General features: G+C 54.7%; 13 protein-coding genes. 9 read left to right on the forward strand and 4 right to left on the reverse strand.

Going from position 1 to position 15,014, the window contains the following annotated elements; genetic code table 11:
- The first annotated feature begins 2 nt into the window (after positions 1 to 2).
- From hycD to hycI, 6 genes are read left to right on the forward strand one after another with little or no spacing between them, the layout of a single operon-like run.
- Positions 3 to 926, forward strand: coding sequence for a formate hydrogenlyase subunit HycD (gene hycD / locus A7Z29_RS05675; RefSeq protein ID WP_105289917.1), 924 nt, complete (start codon positions 3 to 5; stop codon positions 924 to 926).
- 17 nt (positions 927 to 943) lie between these two features.
- Positions 944 to 2,653 carry a formate hydrogenlyase subunit HycE gene (gene hycE / locus A7Z29_RS05680; protein ID WP_105289918.1) on the forward strand — a complete coding sequence of 570 codons (1,710 nt, stop codon included), beginning with the start codon at positions 944 to 946 and terminating at the stop codon, positions 2,651 to 2,653.
- Positions 2,654 to 2,662: 9 nt separating this feature from the next.
- The gene (gene hycF / locus A7Z29_RS05685; protein ID WP_105289919.1) at positions 2,663 to 3,205 is read left to right on the forward strand and encodes a formate hydrogenlyase subunit HycF; all 543 of its coding nucleotides are present in this window, start codon (positions 2,663 to 2,665) and stop codon (positions 3,203 to 3,205) included.
- The gene (hycG, locus tag A7Z29_RS05690) at positions 3,205 to 3,972 is read left to right on the forward strand and encodes a formate hydrogenlyase subunit HycG (protein ID WP_000067387.1); all 768 of its coding nucleotides are present in this window, start codon (positions 3,205 to 3,207) and stop codon (positions 3,970 to 3,972) included. Before hycF ends, hycG begins: the two co-directional genes overlap by 1 nt.
- The gene (gene hycH, locus A7Z29_RS05695; protein ID WP_001291922.1) at positions 3,969 to 4,379 is read left to right on the forward strand and encodes a formate hydrogenlyase assembly protein HycH; all 411 of its coding nucleotides are present in this window, start codon (positions 3,969 to 3,971) and stop codon (positions 4,377 to 4,379) included. Before hycG ends, hycH begins: the two co-directional genes overlap by 4 nt.
- Complete coding sequence (hycI, locus tag A7Z29_RS05700) at positions 4,372 to 4,842, forward strand: hydrogenase maturation peptidase HycI (protein WP_000132947.1); 471 nt, start codon at positions 4,372 to 4,374, stop codon at positions 4,840 to 4,842. The genes hycH and hycI overlap by 8 nt, the downstream gene beginning before the upstream one ends.
- A gap of 157 nt (positions 4,843 to 4,999) precedes the next feature.
- Here hycI and ascB read toward each other — a convergent pair whose 3' ends face one another.
- Both ascB and ascF read right to left on the reverse strand, forming a co-directional pair.
- Complete coding sequence (gene ascB / locus A7Z29_RS05705) at positions 5,000 to 6,424, reverse strand: 6-phospho-beta-glucosidase AscB (protein ID WP_105289929.1); 1,425 nt, start codon at positions 6,422 to 6,424, stop codon at positions 5,000 to 5,002.
- Between the two features lie 8 nt (positions 6,425 to 6,432).
- Complete coding sequence (ascF, locus tag A7Z29_RS05710) at positions 6,433 to 7,890, reverse strand: PTS cellobiose/arbutin/salicin transporter subunit IIBC (protein ID WP_105289920.1); 1,458 nt, start codon at positions 7,888 to 7,890, stop codon at positions 6,433 to 6,435.
- A gap of 259 nt (positions 7,891 to 8,149) precedes the next feature.
- Between ascF and ascG the strand changes: the two genes are divergently transcribed.
- From ascG to hypF, 3 genes are all read left to right on the forward strand, one after another.
- The gene (gene ascG, locus A7Z29_RS05715; RefSeq protein WP_085461075.1) at positions 8,150 to 9,160 is read left to right on the forward strand and encodes a DNA-binding transcriptional regulator AscG; all 1,011 of its coding nucleotides are present in this window, start codon (positions 8,150 to 8,152) and stop codon (positions 9,158 to 9,160) included.
- Between the two features lie 148 nt (positions 9,161 to 9,308).
- On the forward strand, positions 9,309 to 9,836 hold the full coding sequence (hydN, locus tag A7Z29_RS05720; protein ID WP_001078777.1) for an electron transport protein HydN: 528 nt from the start codon (positions 9,309 to 9,311) through the stop codon (positions 9,834 to 9,836).
- A gap of 152 nt (positions 9,837 to 9,988) precedes the next feature.
- The gene (gene hypF / locus A7Z29_RS05725; RefSeq protein ID WP_105289930.1) at positions 9,989 to 12,241 is read left to right on the forward strand and encodes a carbamoyltransferase HypF; all 2,253 of its coding nucleotides are present in this window, start codon (positions 9,989 to 9,991) and stop codon (positions 12,239 to 12,241) included.
- 128 nt (positions 12,242 to 12,369) lie between these two features.
- Here hypF and norW read toward each other — a convergent pair whose 3' ends face one another.
- Together norW and norV are read right to left on the reverse strand one after the other, a co-directional pair.
- Positions 12,370 to 13,503 (reverse strand): NADH:flavorubredoxin reductase NorW, encoded by a 1,134-nt coding sequence (norW, locus tag A7Z29_RS05730; protein WP_105289921.1) that lies wholly within the window; start codon positions 13,501 to 13,503, stop codon positions 12,370 to 12,372.
- Positions 13,500 to 14,939, reverse strand: a complete 1,440-nt coding sequence (gene norV, locus A7Z29_RS05735; protein WP_105289922.1) for an anaerobic nitric oxide reductase flavorubredoxin — start codon at positions 14,937 to 14,939, stop codon at positions 13,500 to 13,502. The genes norW and norV overlap by 4 nt, the downstream gene beginning before the upstream one ends.
- Between the last annotated feature and the right edge of the window lie 75 nt (positions 14,940 to 15,014).

Raw genomic sequence — 15,014 nt, forward strand, 5'->3', positions numbered from 1 at the left:
GAATGAGTGTTTTATATCCGTTAATTCAGGCGCTGGTGTTATTTGCCGTTGCGCCGCTGCTCTCCGGTATAACCCGCGTGGCGCGCGCACGCTTGCATAACCGTCGCGGGCCGGGCGTGTTGCAGGAGTATCGCGACATTATCAAACTGCTGGGGCGTCAGAGTGTTGGCCCGGATGCCTCCGGCTGGGTGTTCCGCCTGACGCCATACGTGATGGTGGGCGTCATGCTGACTATCGCTACCGCGCTGCCGGTGGTGACCGTCGGTTCTCCGCTGCCGCAACTGGGCGATTTGATCACCTTACTGTATCTCTTCGCCATCGCGCGTTTCTTCTTTGCCATTTCCGGTCTGGATACCGGTAGCCCGTTTACCGCTATCGGCGCGAGCCGTGAAGCGATGCTCGGTGTGCTGGTCGAGCCGATGTTGTTGCTCGGCCTGTGGGTCGCGGCGCAGGTTGCCGGTTCCACCAACATCAGCAACATCACCGACACCGTTTACCACTGGCCTCTGAGCCAGAGCATCCCGCTGGTGCTGGCACTCTGTGCCTGCGCATTCGCCACCTTTATCGAAATGGGCAAACTGCCGTTCGACCTGGCGGAAGCCGAGCAGGAGTTGCAGGAAGGGCCGCTCTCTGAATACAGCGGCAGCGGCTTTGGCGTCATGAAATGGGGTATCAGCCTGAAACAGCTGGTGGTGTTGCAGATGTTCGTCGGGGTGTTTATTCCGTGGGGACAAATGGAAACCTTCACCGCTGGCGGGCTGCTGCTGGCGCTGGTGATTGCCATCGTCAAACTGGTGGTCGGCGTCCTGGTTATCGCGCTGTTCGAAAATAGCATGGCCCGTCTGCGTCTTGATATTACTCCGCGCATTACCTGGGCTGGGTTTGGCTTTGCATTTTTAGCGTTCGTCTCCTTGCTGGTGGCGTGATTAAAGAGAGTATGAGCATGTCTGAAGAAAAATTAGGTCAACATTATCTCGCCGCGCTGAATGAGGCATTTCCGGGCGTCGTGCTGAATCACGCCTGGCAGACCAAAGATCAGCTGACCGTGACCGTAAAGGTGAACTATCTGCCGGAAGTGGTGGAGTTCCTCTACTACAAACAGGGTGGCTGGCTGTCGGTACTGTTTGGTAACGACGAACGCAAACTGAATGGTCATTATGCCGTTTACTATGTGCTGTCGATGGAGAAGGGCACGAAGTGCTGGATAACCGTGCGCGTCGAAGTTGACGCCAACAAACCGGAATATCCGTCCGTGACGCCGCGCGTTCCGGCGGCGGTGTGGGGCGAGCGTGAAGTGCGCGATATGTACGGTTTGATTCCGGTTGGTCTGCCGGATGAACGCCGTCTGGTGCTGCCGGATGACTGGCCGGATGAACTCTACCCGTTGCGTAAAGACAGCATGGATTATCGTCAACGTCCGGCACCAACCACCGATGCAGAAACCTACGAGTTCATCAACGAACTGGGCGACAAGAAAAACAACGTGGTGCCGATTGGCCCACTGCACGTTACCTCCGATGAACCGGGTCACTTCCGCCTGTTCGTTGACGGCGAAAACATTATCGACGCCGACTACCGCCTGTTCTACGTCCATCGCGGCATGGAAAAACTGGCGGAAACCCGTATGGGTTACAACGAAGTGACCTTCCTGTCGGATCGTGTTTGCGGGATCTGCGGCTTTGCCCACAGCACCGCCTACACCACGTCGGTGGAAAACGCGATGGGTATTCAGGTGCCAGAACGCGCGCAGATGATCCGCGCCATTCTGCTGGAGGTGGAACGCCTGCACTCGCATCTGCTCAACCTCGGCCTCGCCTGTCACTTTACCGGCTTTGACTCCGGCTTTATGCAGTTCTTCCGCGTGCGTGAATCTTCCATGAAAATGGCGGAGATCCTCACCGGGGCGCGTAAAACTTACGGTCTGAACCTGATCGGCGGGATTCGTCGCGATCTGCTGAAAGATGACATGATCCAGACCCGTCAACTGGCGCAGCAAATGCGTCGTGAAGTACAGGAGCTGGTGGATGTGCTGCTGAGTACGCCAAATATGGAACAGCGCACCGTCGGCATTGGTCGTCTGGATCCGGAAATCGCCCGCGATTTCAGTAACGTTGGCCCGATGGTGCGCGCCAGCGGCCACGCTCGTGATACCCGTGCTGATCACCCGTTTGTCGGTTATGGCCTGCTGCCGATGGAAGTTCACAGCGAGCAGGGCTGCGACGTTATTTCGCGTCTGAAAGTGCGTATCAACGAAGTTTTTACCTCGCTCAATATGATCGACTACGGCCTGGACAATCTGCCAGGCGGCCCGCTGGCGGTGGAAGGATTCACCTACATTCCGCACCGTTTTGCGCTGGGCTTTGCCGAAGCGCCACGTGGCGATGATATCCACTGGAGCATGACCGGCGATAACCAGAAGCTGTACCGCTGGCGCTGTCGTGCCGCGACCTACGCGAACTGGCCGACCCTGCGCTACATGCTGCGCGGCAACACCGTTTCTGATGCGCCGCTGATTATCGGTAGCCTCGACCCTTGCTACTCCTGTACCGACCGCATGACCGTGGTCGATGTGCGTAAGAAGAAGAGCAAAGTGGTGCCGTACAAAGAACTCGAGCGTTACAGCATTGAGCGTAAAAACTCGCCGCTGAAATAAGGAATCGCCATGTTTACCTTTATCAAAAAAGTCATCAAAACCTGCACGGCGACCTCGTCTTATCCGCTGGAGCCGATTGCGGTTGATAAAAACTTCCGTGGTAAGCCAGAGCAGAACCCGCAGCAGTGCATCGGCTGCGCGGCCTGCGTCAATGCCTGCCCGTCAAACGCCTTAACGGTTGAAACTGACCTCGCCACCGGTGAGCTGGCGTGGCAGTTCAATCTCGGGCGCTGCATCTTCTGTGGACGCTGTGAAGAAGTCTGCCCGACGGCGGCGATCAAACTGTCGCAAGAGTACGAACTGGCGGTATGGAAGAAAGAAGACTTCCTGCAACAGTCCCGCTTCGCGCTGTGCAACTGCCGCGTCTGCAATCGTCCTTTCGCCGTACAGAAAGAGATCGACTACGCCATTGCGCTGCTTAAGCACAATGGTGACAGCCGCGCGGAAAACCACCGCGAAAGCTTTGAGACTTGCCCGGAATGTAAGCGCCAGAAATGCCTGGTGCCGTCCGACCGTATTGAACTGACTCGCCATATGAAAGAGGCCATCTGATGAGCAATTTATTAGGCCCCCGTGACGCCAACGGCATTCCGGTTCCGATGACGGTGGATGAATCCATCGCCAGCATGAAGGCGTCGTTACTGAAAAAAATCAAACGTTCTGCCTACGTTTACCGCGTGGACTGCGGTGGCTGCAACGGCTGCGAAATTGAAATTTTCGCCACGCTTTCGCCGCTGTTCGATGCAGAACGCTTCGGTATTAAAGTTGTTCCGTCCCCGCGTCATGCGGATATTTTACTGTTTACCGGCGCGGTCACCCGTGCAATGCGATCCCCTGCGCTACGTGCGTGGCAGTCCGCGCCGGACCCTAAAATCTGTATCTCTTACGGTGCCTGCGGCAACAGCGGTGGCATTTTCCACGATCTCTACTGCGTGTGGGGCGGTACGGATAAAATCGTCCCGGTGGATGTTTACATCCCTGGTTGCCCGCCAACGCCTGCCGCCACGCTGTACGGCTTTGCAATGGCGCTCGGCCTGCTGGAGCAGAAAATCCATGCCCGTGAGCCAGGCGAACTGGATGAGCAACCGGCAGAGATTCTGCATCCGGATATGGTGCAGCCGCTGCGCGTGAAAGTGGATCGCGAAGCGCGTCGCCTGGCGGGTTACCGCTACGGTCGCCAGATTGCCGATGACTTCCTTACGCAATTAGGGCAGGGCGAAGAGCAGGTTGCTCGCTGGCTGGAAGCGGAAAACGATCCGCGTCTGAACGAGATTGTCAGCCATCTGAATCATGTTGTTGAAGAGGCGCGTATCCGATGAGTGAAAAGGTGGTGTTCAGTCAACTGAGCCGTAAATTTATTGATGAGAACGATGCCACGCCCGCCGAGGCGCAGCAGGTGGTCTATTACAGCCTGGCGATTGGTCACCACCTTGGGGTTATCGATTGTCTGGAAGCGGCGCTCACCTGCCCGTGGGATGAATATCTGGCATGGATTGCCACTCTGGAGGCGGGCAGCGAAGCCCGCCGCAAAATGGAAGGCGTGCCGAAATATGGCGAGATCGTCATCGACATTAACCATGTGCCGATGCTGGCCAACGCATTCGATAAAGCCCGGGCAACGCAAACTTCGCAGCAGAAGGAATGGAGTACAATGCTGTTAAGTATGCTGCATGATATTCATCAGGAAAACGCCATCTATTTGATGGTGAGGAGACTGCGTGACTGACGTTTTACTCTGTGTTGGTAATAGCATGATGGGCGATGATGGCGCAGGCCCGCTACTGGCGGAAAAGTGCGCCGCCGCGCCGAAAGGTCACTGGGTGGTGATTGACGGCGGTAGTGCACCGGAAAACGACATTGTCGCTATTCGCGAACTGCGCCCGACACGACTGCTGATTGTCGACGCCACGGATATGGGGCTAAACCCCGGCGAGATCCGCATCATCGATCCGGATGATATCGCCGAGATGTTTATGATGACTACCCATAACATGCCGTTGAACTACCTTATCGACCAGTTGAAAGAAGATATTGGCGAAGTGATTTTCCTCGGCATCCAGCCGGATATCGTCGGCTTTTACTACCCGATGACCCAGCCGATTAAAGATGCGGTAGAAACCGTTTATCAACGACTGGAAGGCTGGGAAGGGAATGGCGGATTCGCGCAGTTAGCGGTGGAAGAAGAGTAGTTTTTCAGTAAGGAATCAGGACAGGGATGTTCTTGATGAGGGAATCAGAACTGATAGCAAACGCCAGATTGCCCGCTGCGCTGCGCTTATCGGGCCTACCTGGTTCGTGCGACATGTAGGCCGGATAAGGCGTTTACGCCGCATCCGGCACGGTTACCTACTCTAAATCCTCACCATTACTGGCAATCACTTTTTTATACCACCAGAATGATTTCTTACGCGTGCGCGCCAGCGTACCGTTGCCTGCGTCGTCACGGTCTACGTAGACAAAACCGTAGCGTTTGCTCATTTCACCCGTTGAGGCGGAAACCAAATCAATACAGCCCCAGGTGGTGTAGCCCATCAGCGGAATGCCGTCTGCAATCGCTTCGCCCATTGCGCGGATATGTTCGCGTAAATAGCTGATGCGATAGTCGTCGTTAATCTCACCATTGGCAGCAAATTCATCTTTTGCGCCCAGGCCGTTTTCCACCAGAAACAGCGGCTTCTGATAACGGTCGTACATCATATTCATGGTGATACGCAGACCGAGTGGATCAATTCCCCAGCCCCAGTCGCTCACTTGCAGATACGGGTTACGCAGCGATTTCACCACGTTCGCCGCACTGCTGTTGTTGGCGTTCATCTCCGCCGAGGTGCAGCGCGAGGCGTAATAGCTGAAAGAGACAAAATCGACGGTGTTTTTCAGGATCTCATCATCGCCCGGTGCTTTGTCGATGGTTACCCCTTTTTCGCGAAATACGCGGGCAGAGTAAGCTGGGTACGCGCCCCGCGCCTGCACATCGATAAAAAACAGGTTTTCCCGATCTTTCTCCAGCGCCGCCCAGACATCTTCCGGCTTGCAACTGTAAGGGTAGAAGTTACCGCCCGCCAGCATACAGCCCACCTGATTTTGCGGGTTAACCTCATGAGCGATTTTGGTGGCTAATGCACTGGCAATCAGCTGGTGGTGTGCGGCCTGATATTTCACCTGATCCTGATTTTCCCCTTCTTCAAACACCAGACCCGCGCCGGAGAACGGGCTATGCAACATAATGTTGATTTCATTGAAGGTTAGCCAGTATTTCACCAGACTATCAAATGCTTCAAAGCAGGTTTGGGCGTAGCGAGTGAAAAACTCCACCAGCTTGCGGTTACGCCAGGAGCCATATTCCGTCACCAGATGCATCGGCACATCGAAGTGACACAACGTGACCAGCGGTTCGATACCGTACTTTTTACACTCTTCAAAGACAGAACGATAAAAAGCAATGCCCTGCTGGTTGGGCGTCAGCTCATCGCCCTGCGGGAAGAGGCGGCTCCAGGCAATCGAGGTACGGAAAACCTTGAATCCCATCTCTGCCATCAGGGCGATATCTTCTTTATACCGATGATAAAAATCCGTCGCCTCATGGCTGGGGTAAAACTCGTCATCGCGCAACTGAAAACGTTTTTCCAGCCCCAGTTTCACCGCCATTCGATGCTCGCCGTGTGGGATCATATCGACCGTGGTCAGCCCTTTGCCACCTTCACGGTACGCACCTTCAGACTGGTTGGCGGCAAGCGCGCCGCCCCATAAAAAACCTTGCGGAAATACTGACATTTTCATCCTCAATTAAGACTTACTTCTTTGGCGACGGTCGGTTGTGCGCTCTGATGTTTTCGTGCCTCGGCGGCCGCTTCCTCCACAGGAATATCCTCAAAGCCGAGCAACAGTGTGAGGATAAACGACAGCACCACCGCCAGCGCCATGACCGCGAACACCCAGACGATGCTCATTGGATTCGCCGGATCGAAGAACTGCACGCTGGTAAATAGCCCCGGCGCTGCCATTGAGTGGCTGGCAAGCCCCGCCATACCGGCAACCGCACCGCAAATAAAACCGCTGATAAGACTGGCGATAAGCGGACGTTTCAGGCGGATCGCCACGCCGTATAACGCCGGTTCGGAAATCCCCGCCATAATGGCTGATGCCGCCGCAGCCAGTGCCGTCTGGCGCAGTTCCGGGTTTTTCGTTTTCCACGCCACCGCCAGCGATGAACCGCCCAGCGACAGGTTAGCGCCGATCTCTGACGGCATGACCATCCCTTCTTTTCCGGTTTCGGCAATGGTCTGAATGATGGTTGGCGTAAAGACGCGGTGCATCCCGGTCATTACCAGCAGCGGCCACAGCGCGCCCATAATGGCGACTGAAAGCCAACCCAGATAACCATGAATGGTGTAAACCAGCGCCGAAATGGCGCTACCGATCCAGATACCAATCGGGCCAATCAGCAGGATTGCCAGCGGTGCGGCAATCAACACAATCAGCATCGGCTTGAGGAAGTTTTTCGTCACTGCCGGTGTAATGCTGTCCACCCAGCGTTCGATATATGACAGGCACCAGGTCATCACCAGCGCCGGGATCACCGTGTAGGTGTATTTCACCGCCGTGACCGGAATCAGGGCAAATTCAACATGTTCACCCTGAGCCGCTTTCGCCATCAGCTCAATGAAACTCGGATGTACCAGTACACCCGCGATGGCAATCGCCAGCGACATATTGGTTTTAAATTTGATGGCGGCAGATGCCGCGACCATTAGCGGCAGGAAGAAGAAAGCACCGTCACCAATCACATTCAGGATGGTTAAGGTCGGCGATCCTTTTGTCAGCACACCGCTCATCTCGAGGATCATCGCCAGCAGTTTGACCATCGATCCGCCGATAATCGCCGGGATCAGCGGTGACATAGTGCCGATCAGCGCATCAAGGATCCCTGCACCAATGCGACGTAGCGTGAGTTTGGGTTTACCCACGGGCAGGACGGGTTGCATATCTCCCGGCAGCAGGCTGACGACTTCCTGAAAGGCTTGTGAAACGGTATTGCCGATAATCACCTGACACTGGTTGTCACTACGTACCACGCCGAGTACGCCGGAGATGGTTTTCAACGTCGGGCTGTCGATAAGCGCATCATCTTTAATAACAAAGCGCAAACGCGTCATACAGTGCGTGACCGCCGAGATGTTATCAACGCCGCCCAGTGCCGCTATCACCGAGCGCGCCAGCGCCGCATAATTTTTGGCCATCGGATTTTATCCTGTTATCAGTAGGGTAGAGGTAGTTGTTATCAGTCGACGTGACGGGAAAATGCCGATGCTGAAACGGAAGTAAGAAACCGGTTTCACAAAATCATGAATAGTTGTCACTAAATAAGCAAGAGATTTAATTGTTCATTTTTTATATTTGTGAAACCGGTCACCTGAATATTTTTCCCGCTGATTGCGCAAGGACAATCAGCAAACGGTGCAGTAAACTGCGATGACTGCGTGTAAAGGGATGAAAACAATGACGACAATGCTGGAAGTGGCGAAGCGCGCCGGGGTTTCAAAAGCGACCGTTTCCCGCGTGCTTTCAGGTAATGGCTACGTCAGCCAGGAGACGAAAGATCGCGTGTTTCAGGCGGTAGAAGAGAGCGGTTACCGCCCAAATTTGCTGGCGCGCAATCTGTCGGCGAAGAGTACTCAGACGCTGGGGCTGGTAGTGACCAACACGCTTTACCACGGCATTTATTTTAGTGAATTACTGTTTCATGCCGCGCGAATGGCGGAAGAGAAAGGGCGACAGTTGCTATTGGCAGATGGTAAACACAGCGCCGAAGAAGAGCGCCAGGCGATTCAGTATCTGCTGGATCTGCGCTGCGACGCCATTATGATTTACCCGCGTTTTTTAAGCGTGGATGAGATCGATGACATTATTGACGCGCACAGTCAGCCGATAATGGTGCTCAATCGACGCTTGCGCAAAAACAGCAGCCATAGCGTCTGGTGCGATCATAAACAGACCAGCTTTAACGCCGTGGTAGAGTTGATAAACGCCGGGCATCAGGAGATTGCTTTTCTTACCGGTTCGATGGATTCCCCCACCAGCATTGAGCGTCTTGCCGGATATAAAGACGCGCTGGCGCAGCATGGTATTGCGCTCAATGAAAAACTTATCGCTAACGGTAAATGGACGCCCGCCAGCGGAGCCGAAGGAGTAGAAACGTTGCTCGCACGTGGGGCTAAATTTAGCGCGTTGGTTGCCAGTAATGACGATATGGCGATAGGGGCGATGAAAGCGTTGCACGAGCGCGGCGTAGCGGTGCCGGAGCAGGTGTCGGTTATCGGATTTGATGATATCGCCATGGCGCCGTACACGATCCCGGCGCTCTCGAGCGTAAAAATTCCGGTGACTGAGATGATTCAGGAAGTTATTGGACGGCTGATTTTTATGCTCGATGGCGGGAATTTCTCACCGCCGAAAACCTTCAGCGGAAAACTGATCCGCCGCGACTCCCTCATTGCTCTTTCGCGATAAACATTGTCATCACATGTCATCGTCACTTGTGTCGATGACATCGTTTTTTCTGCATTACAGATTTTAATTTCCTTAAATAACAGTAAATTAAAAACTGGCATGATTTGTGAATGTATCGGCGCATTAACTGTCATTGCTGGAGAATTTGATGAACCGTTTCATCATTGCTGACGCGAGTAAATGTATTGGTTGCCGTACCTGTGAAGTGGCGTGCGTGGTTTCTCATCAGGAGAATCAGGACTGTGCATCGCTGACCCCGGAAACTTTTTTACCGCGTATCCATGTCATTAAAGGTGTGAACATTTCCACGGCAACAGTCTGCCGTCAGTGTGAAGATGCACCGTGCGCTAACGTCTGCCCGAATGGTGCTATCAGCCGTGATAAAGGGTTTGTTCATGTCATGCAGGAACGTTGTATTGGTTGCAAAACCTGCGTTGTGGCTTGCCCGTATGGTGCGATGGAAGTGGTGGTGCGTCCGGTAATTCGCAACAGCGGCGCAGGGCTGAATGTACGTGCAGACAAAGCCGAAGCCAATAAATGCGACCTGTGCAACCATCGTGAAGACGGCCCGGCGTGTATGGCGGCTTGCCCGACCCATGCGCTGATTTGTGTCGATCGTAATAAACTTGAACAACTGAGCGCAGAAAAACGTCGCCGCACGGCGCTGATGTTCTAAAAATCTTACAGAACTGTTCTGGCATCAAAGGAATTCCCGGAAATATTCGTAGAATACGGAGCGGGCGGTTTCGCTGACCTGTGACTGCCGGATGCGACGCGCTCGTGTCCGGCTGGGCGGGTTACGCAATTCATGATGGCGGGAATAACTCAATGGCAAAAAACACATCTTGCGGTGTCCAACTGCGTATTCGTGGCAAAGTGCAGGGCGTCGGTTTTCGTCCGTTTGTCTGGCAGCTGGCACAGCAATTAAATCTTCACGGCGATGTCTGTAATGACGGCGATGGCGTAGAAGTCCGGCTGCTGGAAGACCCGGAAACGTTTCTTGTTCAATTGCATCAACACTGCCCGCCGCTGGCGCGTATTGATAGCGTCGAGCGTGAACCTTTTACCTGGTCACAACTGCCCACTGAGTTCACCATCCGCCAGAGCGCAGGCGGCACCATGAATACGCAAATTGTTCCCGATGCCGCTACTTGCCCTGCCTGTCTTGCCGAAATGAATACCCCAGGCGAGCGGCGTTATCGTTATCCGTTTATCAACTGTACTCATTGTGGCCCGCGTTTCACCATTATTCGCGCGATGCCTTACGACCGCCCGTTTACCGTGATGGCGGCGTTTCCGCTGTGTCCGGCCTGTGACAAAGAGTACCGCGACCCGCTCGATCGCCGCTTCCATGCCCAGCCGGTGGCCTGCCCGGAGTGTGGCCCGCATCTTGAATGGGTAAGTCATGGTGAACATGCGGAACAAGAGGCGGCATTACAGGCAGCTATTGCACAGTTAAAAATGGGAAACATTGTTGCCATCAAAGGGATTGGCGGATTTCATCTCGCCTGCGATGCACGCAATAGTAACGCAGTGGCGACACTTCGGGCGCGCAAACATCGCCCGGCGAAACCGCTGGCGGTTATGTTGCCAACGGCAGAAGTCTTACCAGACGCTGCGCGCCAGTTGCTCACCACGCCCGCCGCGCCGATTGTGCTGGTGGATAAAAAATACGTTCCTGAGCTTTGTGATGATATCGCCCCTGGCCTTAACGAAGTCGGGGTGATGTTGCCTGCGAATCCGCTTCAGCATTTGCTGTTACAGGAACTGCAATGCCCGCTGGTGATGACCTCCGGCAACCTGAGCGGTAAACCACCGGCTATCAGCAACGAACAGGCGCTGGCGGATTTGCAGGGCATTGCCGACGGATTCTTGATACATAACCGCGACATCGTGCAGCGGATGGATGATTCGGTGGTGCGCGAAAGCGGCGAAATGCTGCGCCGTTCGCGGGGGTATGTGCCGGATGCGCTGGCTTTGCCTCCGGGCTTTAAAAATGTTCCGCCTGTGCTGTGTCTCGGCGCGGATCTGAAAAATACCTTCTGCCTGGTGCGCGGTGAGCAAGCGGTGTTGAGTCAGCATCTGGGCGATTTAAGTGACGATGGCATCCAGATGCAGTGGCGCGAAGCGTTACGCCTGATGCAAAACATCTACGATTTTACCCCGCAATACGTTGTGCATGACGTGCATCCGGGCTATGTCTCCAGCCAGTGGGCGAGCGAAATGAATCTGCCGACGCAAACGGTGCTTCATCATCATGCCCACGCAGCGGCGTGTCTGGCAGAACATCACTGGCCGCTGGATGGCGGTGATGTCATTGCGTTGACGCTCGACGGTATCGGTATGGGGGAGAACGGCGCTTTGTGGGGCGGCGAGTGCCTGCGGGTGAACTATCGCGAATGTGAGCACCTGGGCGGCTTGCCTGCGGTGGCGCTTCCGGGGGGCGATTTGGCTGCAAAGCAGCCGTGGCGTAACCTGCTGGCGCAGTGCCTGCGCTTTGTGCCGCAGTGGCAGAATTACCCTGAAACGGCAAGTGTGCAACAGCAAAACTGGAGCGTGCTGGCGCGGGCCATTGAGCGTGGAATTAACGCGCCGCTGGCGTCATCGTGCGGGCGTTTGTTCGATGCTGTGGCGGCGGCGCTGGGCTGTGCGCCAGCCACATTAAGTTATGAAGGCGAAGCGGCTTGTGCGCTGGAGGCGCTGGCAGCTTCGTGCCACGGCGTGAAGCATCAGGTAACGATGCCGTTGGTAGATAATCAACTGGATCTCGCCACCTTCTGGCAGCAGTGGCTGAACTGGCAGGCACCGGTTAATGAACGTGCGTGGGCGTTTCATGATGCGCTGGCGCAGGGTTTTGCATCGTTGATGCGTGAGCAGGCTACGATGCGGGGTATCACTACGCTGGTATTTAGTGGTGGCGTTATTCATAACCGTTTGCTGCGTGCACGCCTGGCGCATTATCTCGCTGATTTCACATTGCTCTTTCCACAGAGTTTACCGGCGGGCGATGGCGGGTTGTCTCTGGGGCAGGGGGTTATTGCTGCGGCGCGTTGGTTAGCGGGTGAAGTCCAGAACGGATAAAGCGTGTTGCATTTGGACACCATTGCCGGATGCGGCGTAAACGCCTTATCCGGCCTACACATGCGCACCCTGTAGGTCGGATAAGACGCATCAGCGTCGCATCCGACATTTTGGGCACAGTAGCCCACCTACACCGGCAACGTTTTCAACAATCCGAACGCCTCTTTCATCCGATCCTCACTGACCACAAAGGCGCGAAGCTGGTCAGCATCGTCAACGCCGCGCGCCACCATTCCCTGGCGTTCGGTATTAATCTGCCAGCGTAAATCCTGACGCTGGGTTTCCCCTGCCAGATGCAGCGGTAATTCCGGCGTTTTGATTTTCACCAGCATCGCCGGTAGTTTCAGCGGCGTGTTATTGCCGAGAAGATTTTTTGCCAGCACCATCGCGCTAAGTTGAATCGGCTGGAGGAACGGCAATACCTGACCGTTAATCTCCGCGCAATCGCCCAGCGCGTAAATATCGGCATTACTGGTTTGCAGATAACTATCTACGCAAACGCCGCGATTAATCGTCAGTCCGGCACGTCGTGCCAGGGCGGTTTCCGGGCGCAGTCCGGTGGCGGCAATTACTGCATCTACTTCGATGCTGCGTTGGCGATCCAGCGTTGCCCGAATGCCAGAATCCGTTTTTTCCAGCCCCTGCAACTGAGATTTCAACAGCAGATGGACGCCCATCTCCGTCAACCGATGCTGCAAGCGGCTGCTTACTTCCGGTGGCATTAATGACGCCAGAATACTGGCGGCGTTGTCGATTAGCGTGACCGCTTTGCCTGCCCGACAAAAATCCATCGCCAGTTCGCAACCAATCAAACCACCGCCAACAATCAATACGCGCCGCGCTTCCCGCAGTTGCGTTTCACAGGCGCGATACTCTTGCTGACTATTTAACGTCAGCATGAACTCACGCCCGGGCACTGGCGGGACAAAGGCGCTGGCACCGGTTGCCAGCACTAACTTGTCGTATTGCCACTGATTATTCTGACTTTTCACCACATGGGCTTCGGCATCGATATCCGTCACCCAGGTGTGCGGAAACAGGCGCAGATTAAACTGCTCGGCAAATTTACCTGCCGTCTGGCGGGTAAGGTCGTCGGCACGTTGCCCCTGACTGATAACATGGCTGAGGTCAGGTTTGTTGTACTCATCCATGCTGTCGGCGGCAATCAGGGTTAACGGAGTACTGGCGTCCTGTTTGCGAATATTTTTCACCAGTTGGCGGGCGGCGAAGCCCGAACCAATGATCACAATGCCGTTGCTCATTTTGCCTCCGATGCCAGTTCGTCAAAGACGTCTTTGCCGAGTGAACATTCCGGGCACAGGAAGTTATCCGGGACTTCACTCCACGGCGTTCCTGGCGCAACGTCCTGCATTGGCTCGCCTTTTGCCGGATCGTAAATCCACTGGCAGACGCTGCATTGCATCCGTGGGCCGAGGTCAGCCGTCGTGGCAGTAGAGGTTTCTTCTTCAACCACCGTATTCACCGTGCTCTGTGGCAGCGGCGCGAGCGCCCACTGACGGGCGATTTCGCGACCGTGTTCACGGCATAACTCCAGAGCGTCCTGATCCGGTCGCCATTTGGCTTTCAGGCTAAGCGACATTTCGAAACCTGCATCCTGCAGGCGCGTGGAAAGACGATCCACCGCACCGCCGCTCCAGCCGTGAGAGCCGAAAGCACTGGCGCGTTTGTTACGGAAGCGTAATCCGGTCATCTCCTCCACCAGCCCGGCGATTTTCGGCATCATCACATTATTCATCGTAGAAGTGCCGACCAGCACGCCTTTTGAGCGGAAGACATTGGTCAGGATTTCGTTTTTATCGCTTCGGGCGACGTTGAAAATTTTCACCGCTACGCGCGGGTCGGTTTCCGCGATCCCCTGGGCGATAGCGTCAGCCATCATGCGGGTATTATTCGACATGGTGTCGTAGAAAATGGTGATTCTGTCTTCCTGATAATCCGCCGCCCATTTCAGGTACAGCTCGACAATTTGCGTCGGGTTATCGCGCCATACCACGCCGTGAGAGGTCGCTATCATATCGACTGGCAAGTTAAAGCCCAGGATCTCGGTAATTTTCGGCGTTACCAGGCGGCTGAACGGCGTCAGGATATTGGCGTAGTAACGCTGGCACTGCTCGAAAAGCTCGGTCTGATCCACTTCATCGTTGAACAGATGCTCGTCGCAGTAGTGCTGACCGAAAGCATCGTTACTGAACAGCACCGCGTCGCCTGTCAGGTAAGTCATCATGCTGTCCGGCCAGTGCAGCATTGGCGTTTCGACAAAAATGAGCTGTTTGCCGTTGCCGATATCCAGCGTGTCGCCAGTTTTCACCACATTAAAATTCCACTCCGGATGATGGTGATGACCATTAATCGAGTCGATAGCGTTGGCTGTACAGTAGATCGGCGTATCGGGAATTTGCGCCATCAGTTCAGTCAGCGCCCCGGCGTGGTCCTCTTCTGCATGGTTAATCACGATGTAATCGATATCCGCCAGATCGATTTCATTACGTAGGTTCTGCACAAATTCGCGGCTGAATTTATGGTCGACGGTGTCGATCAGCACGTTTTTTTCTTCGCGGATGAGGTAGCTGTTGTAGCTGCTGCCGCGCAGCGTTTTATATTCCGTGCCGTGAAAATCACGTACTTCCCAGTCACGTTGACCCACCCAATGAATGTTATTTTTCACCACAATAGACATAGCAACCTCAATTTATTCAGCGTGTTCTAAAAAGATGCCTTGTTAATTGCAGATTGCGTGCCAGTTTTTTATCTG

Origin of the sequence: Escherichia sp. MOD1-EC6842 (assembly GCF_002965705.1) — a bacterium.
GTDB classification, from domain to species: Bacteria; Pseudomonadota; Gammaproteobacteria; order Enterobacterales; family Enterobacteriaceae; genus Escherichia; species Escherichia ruysiae.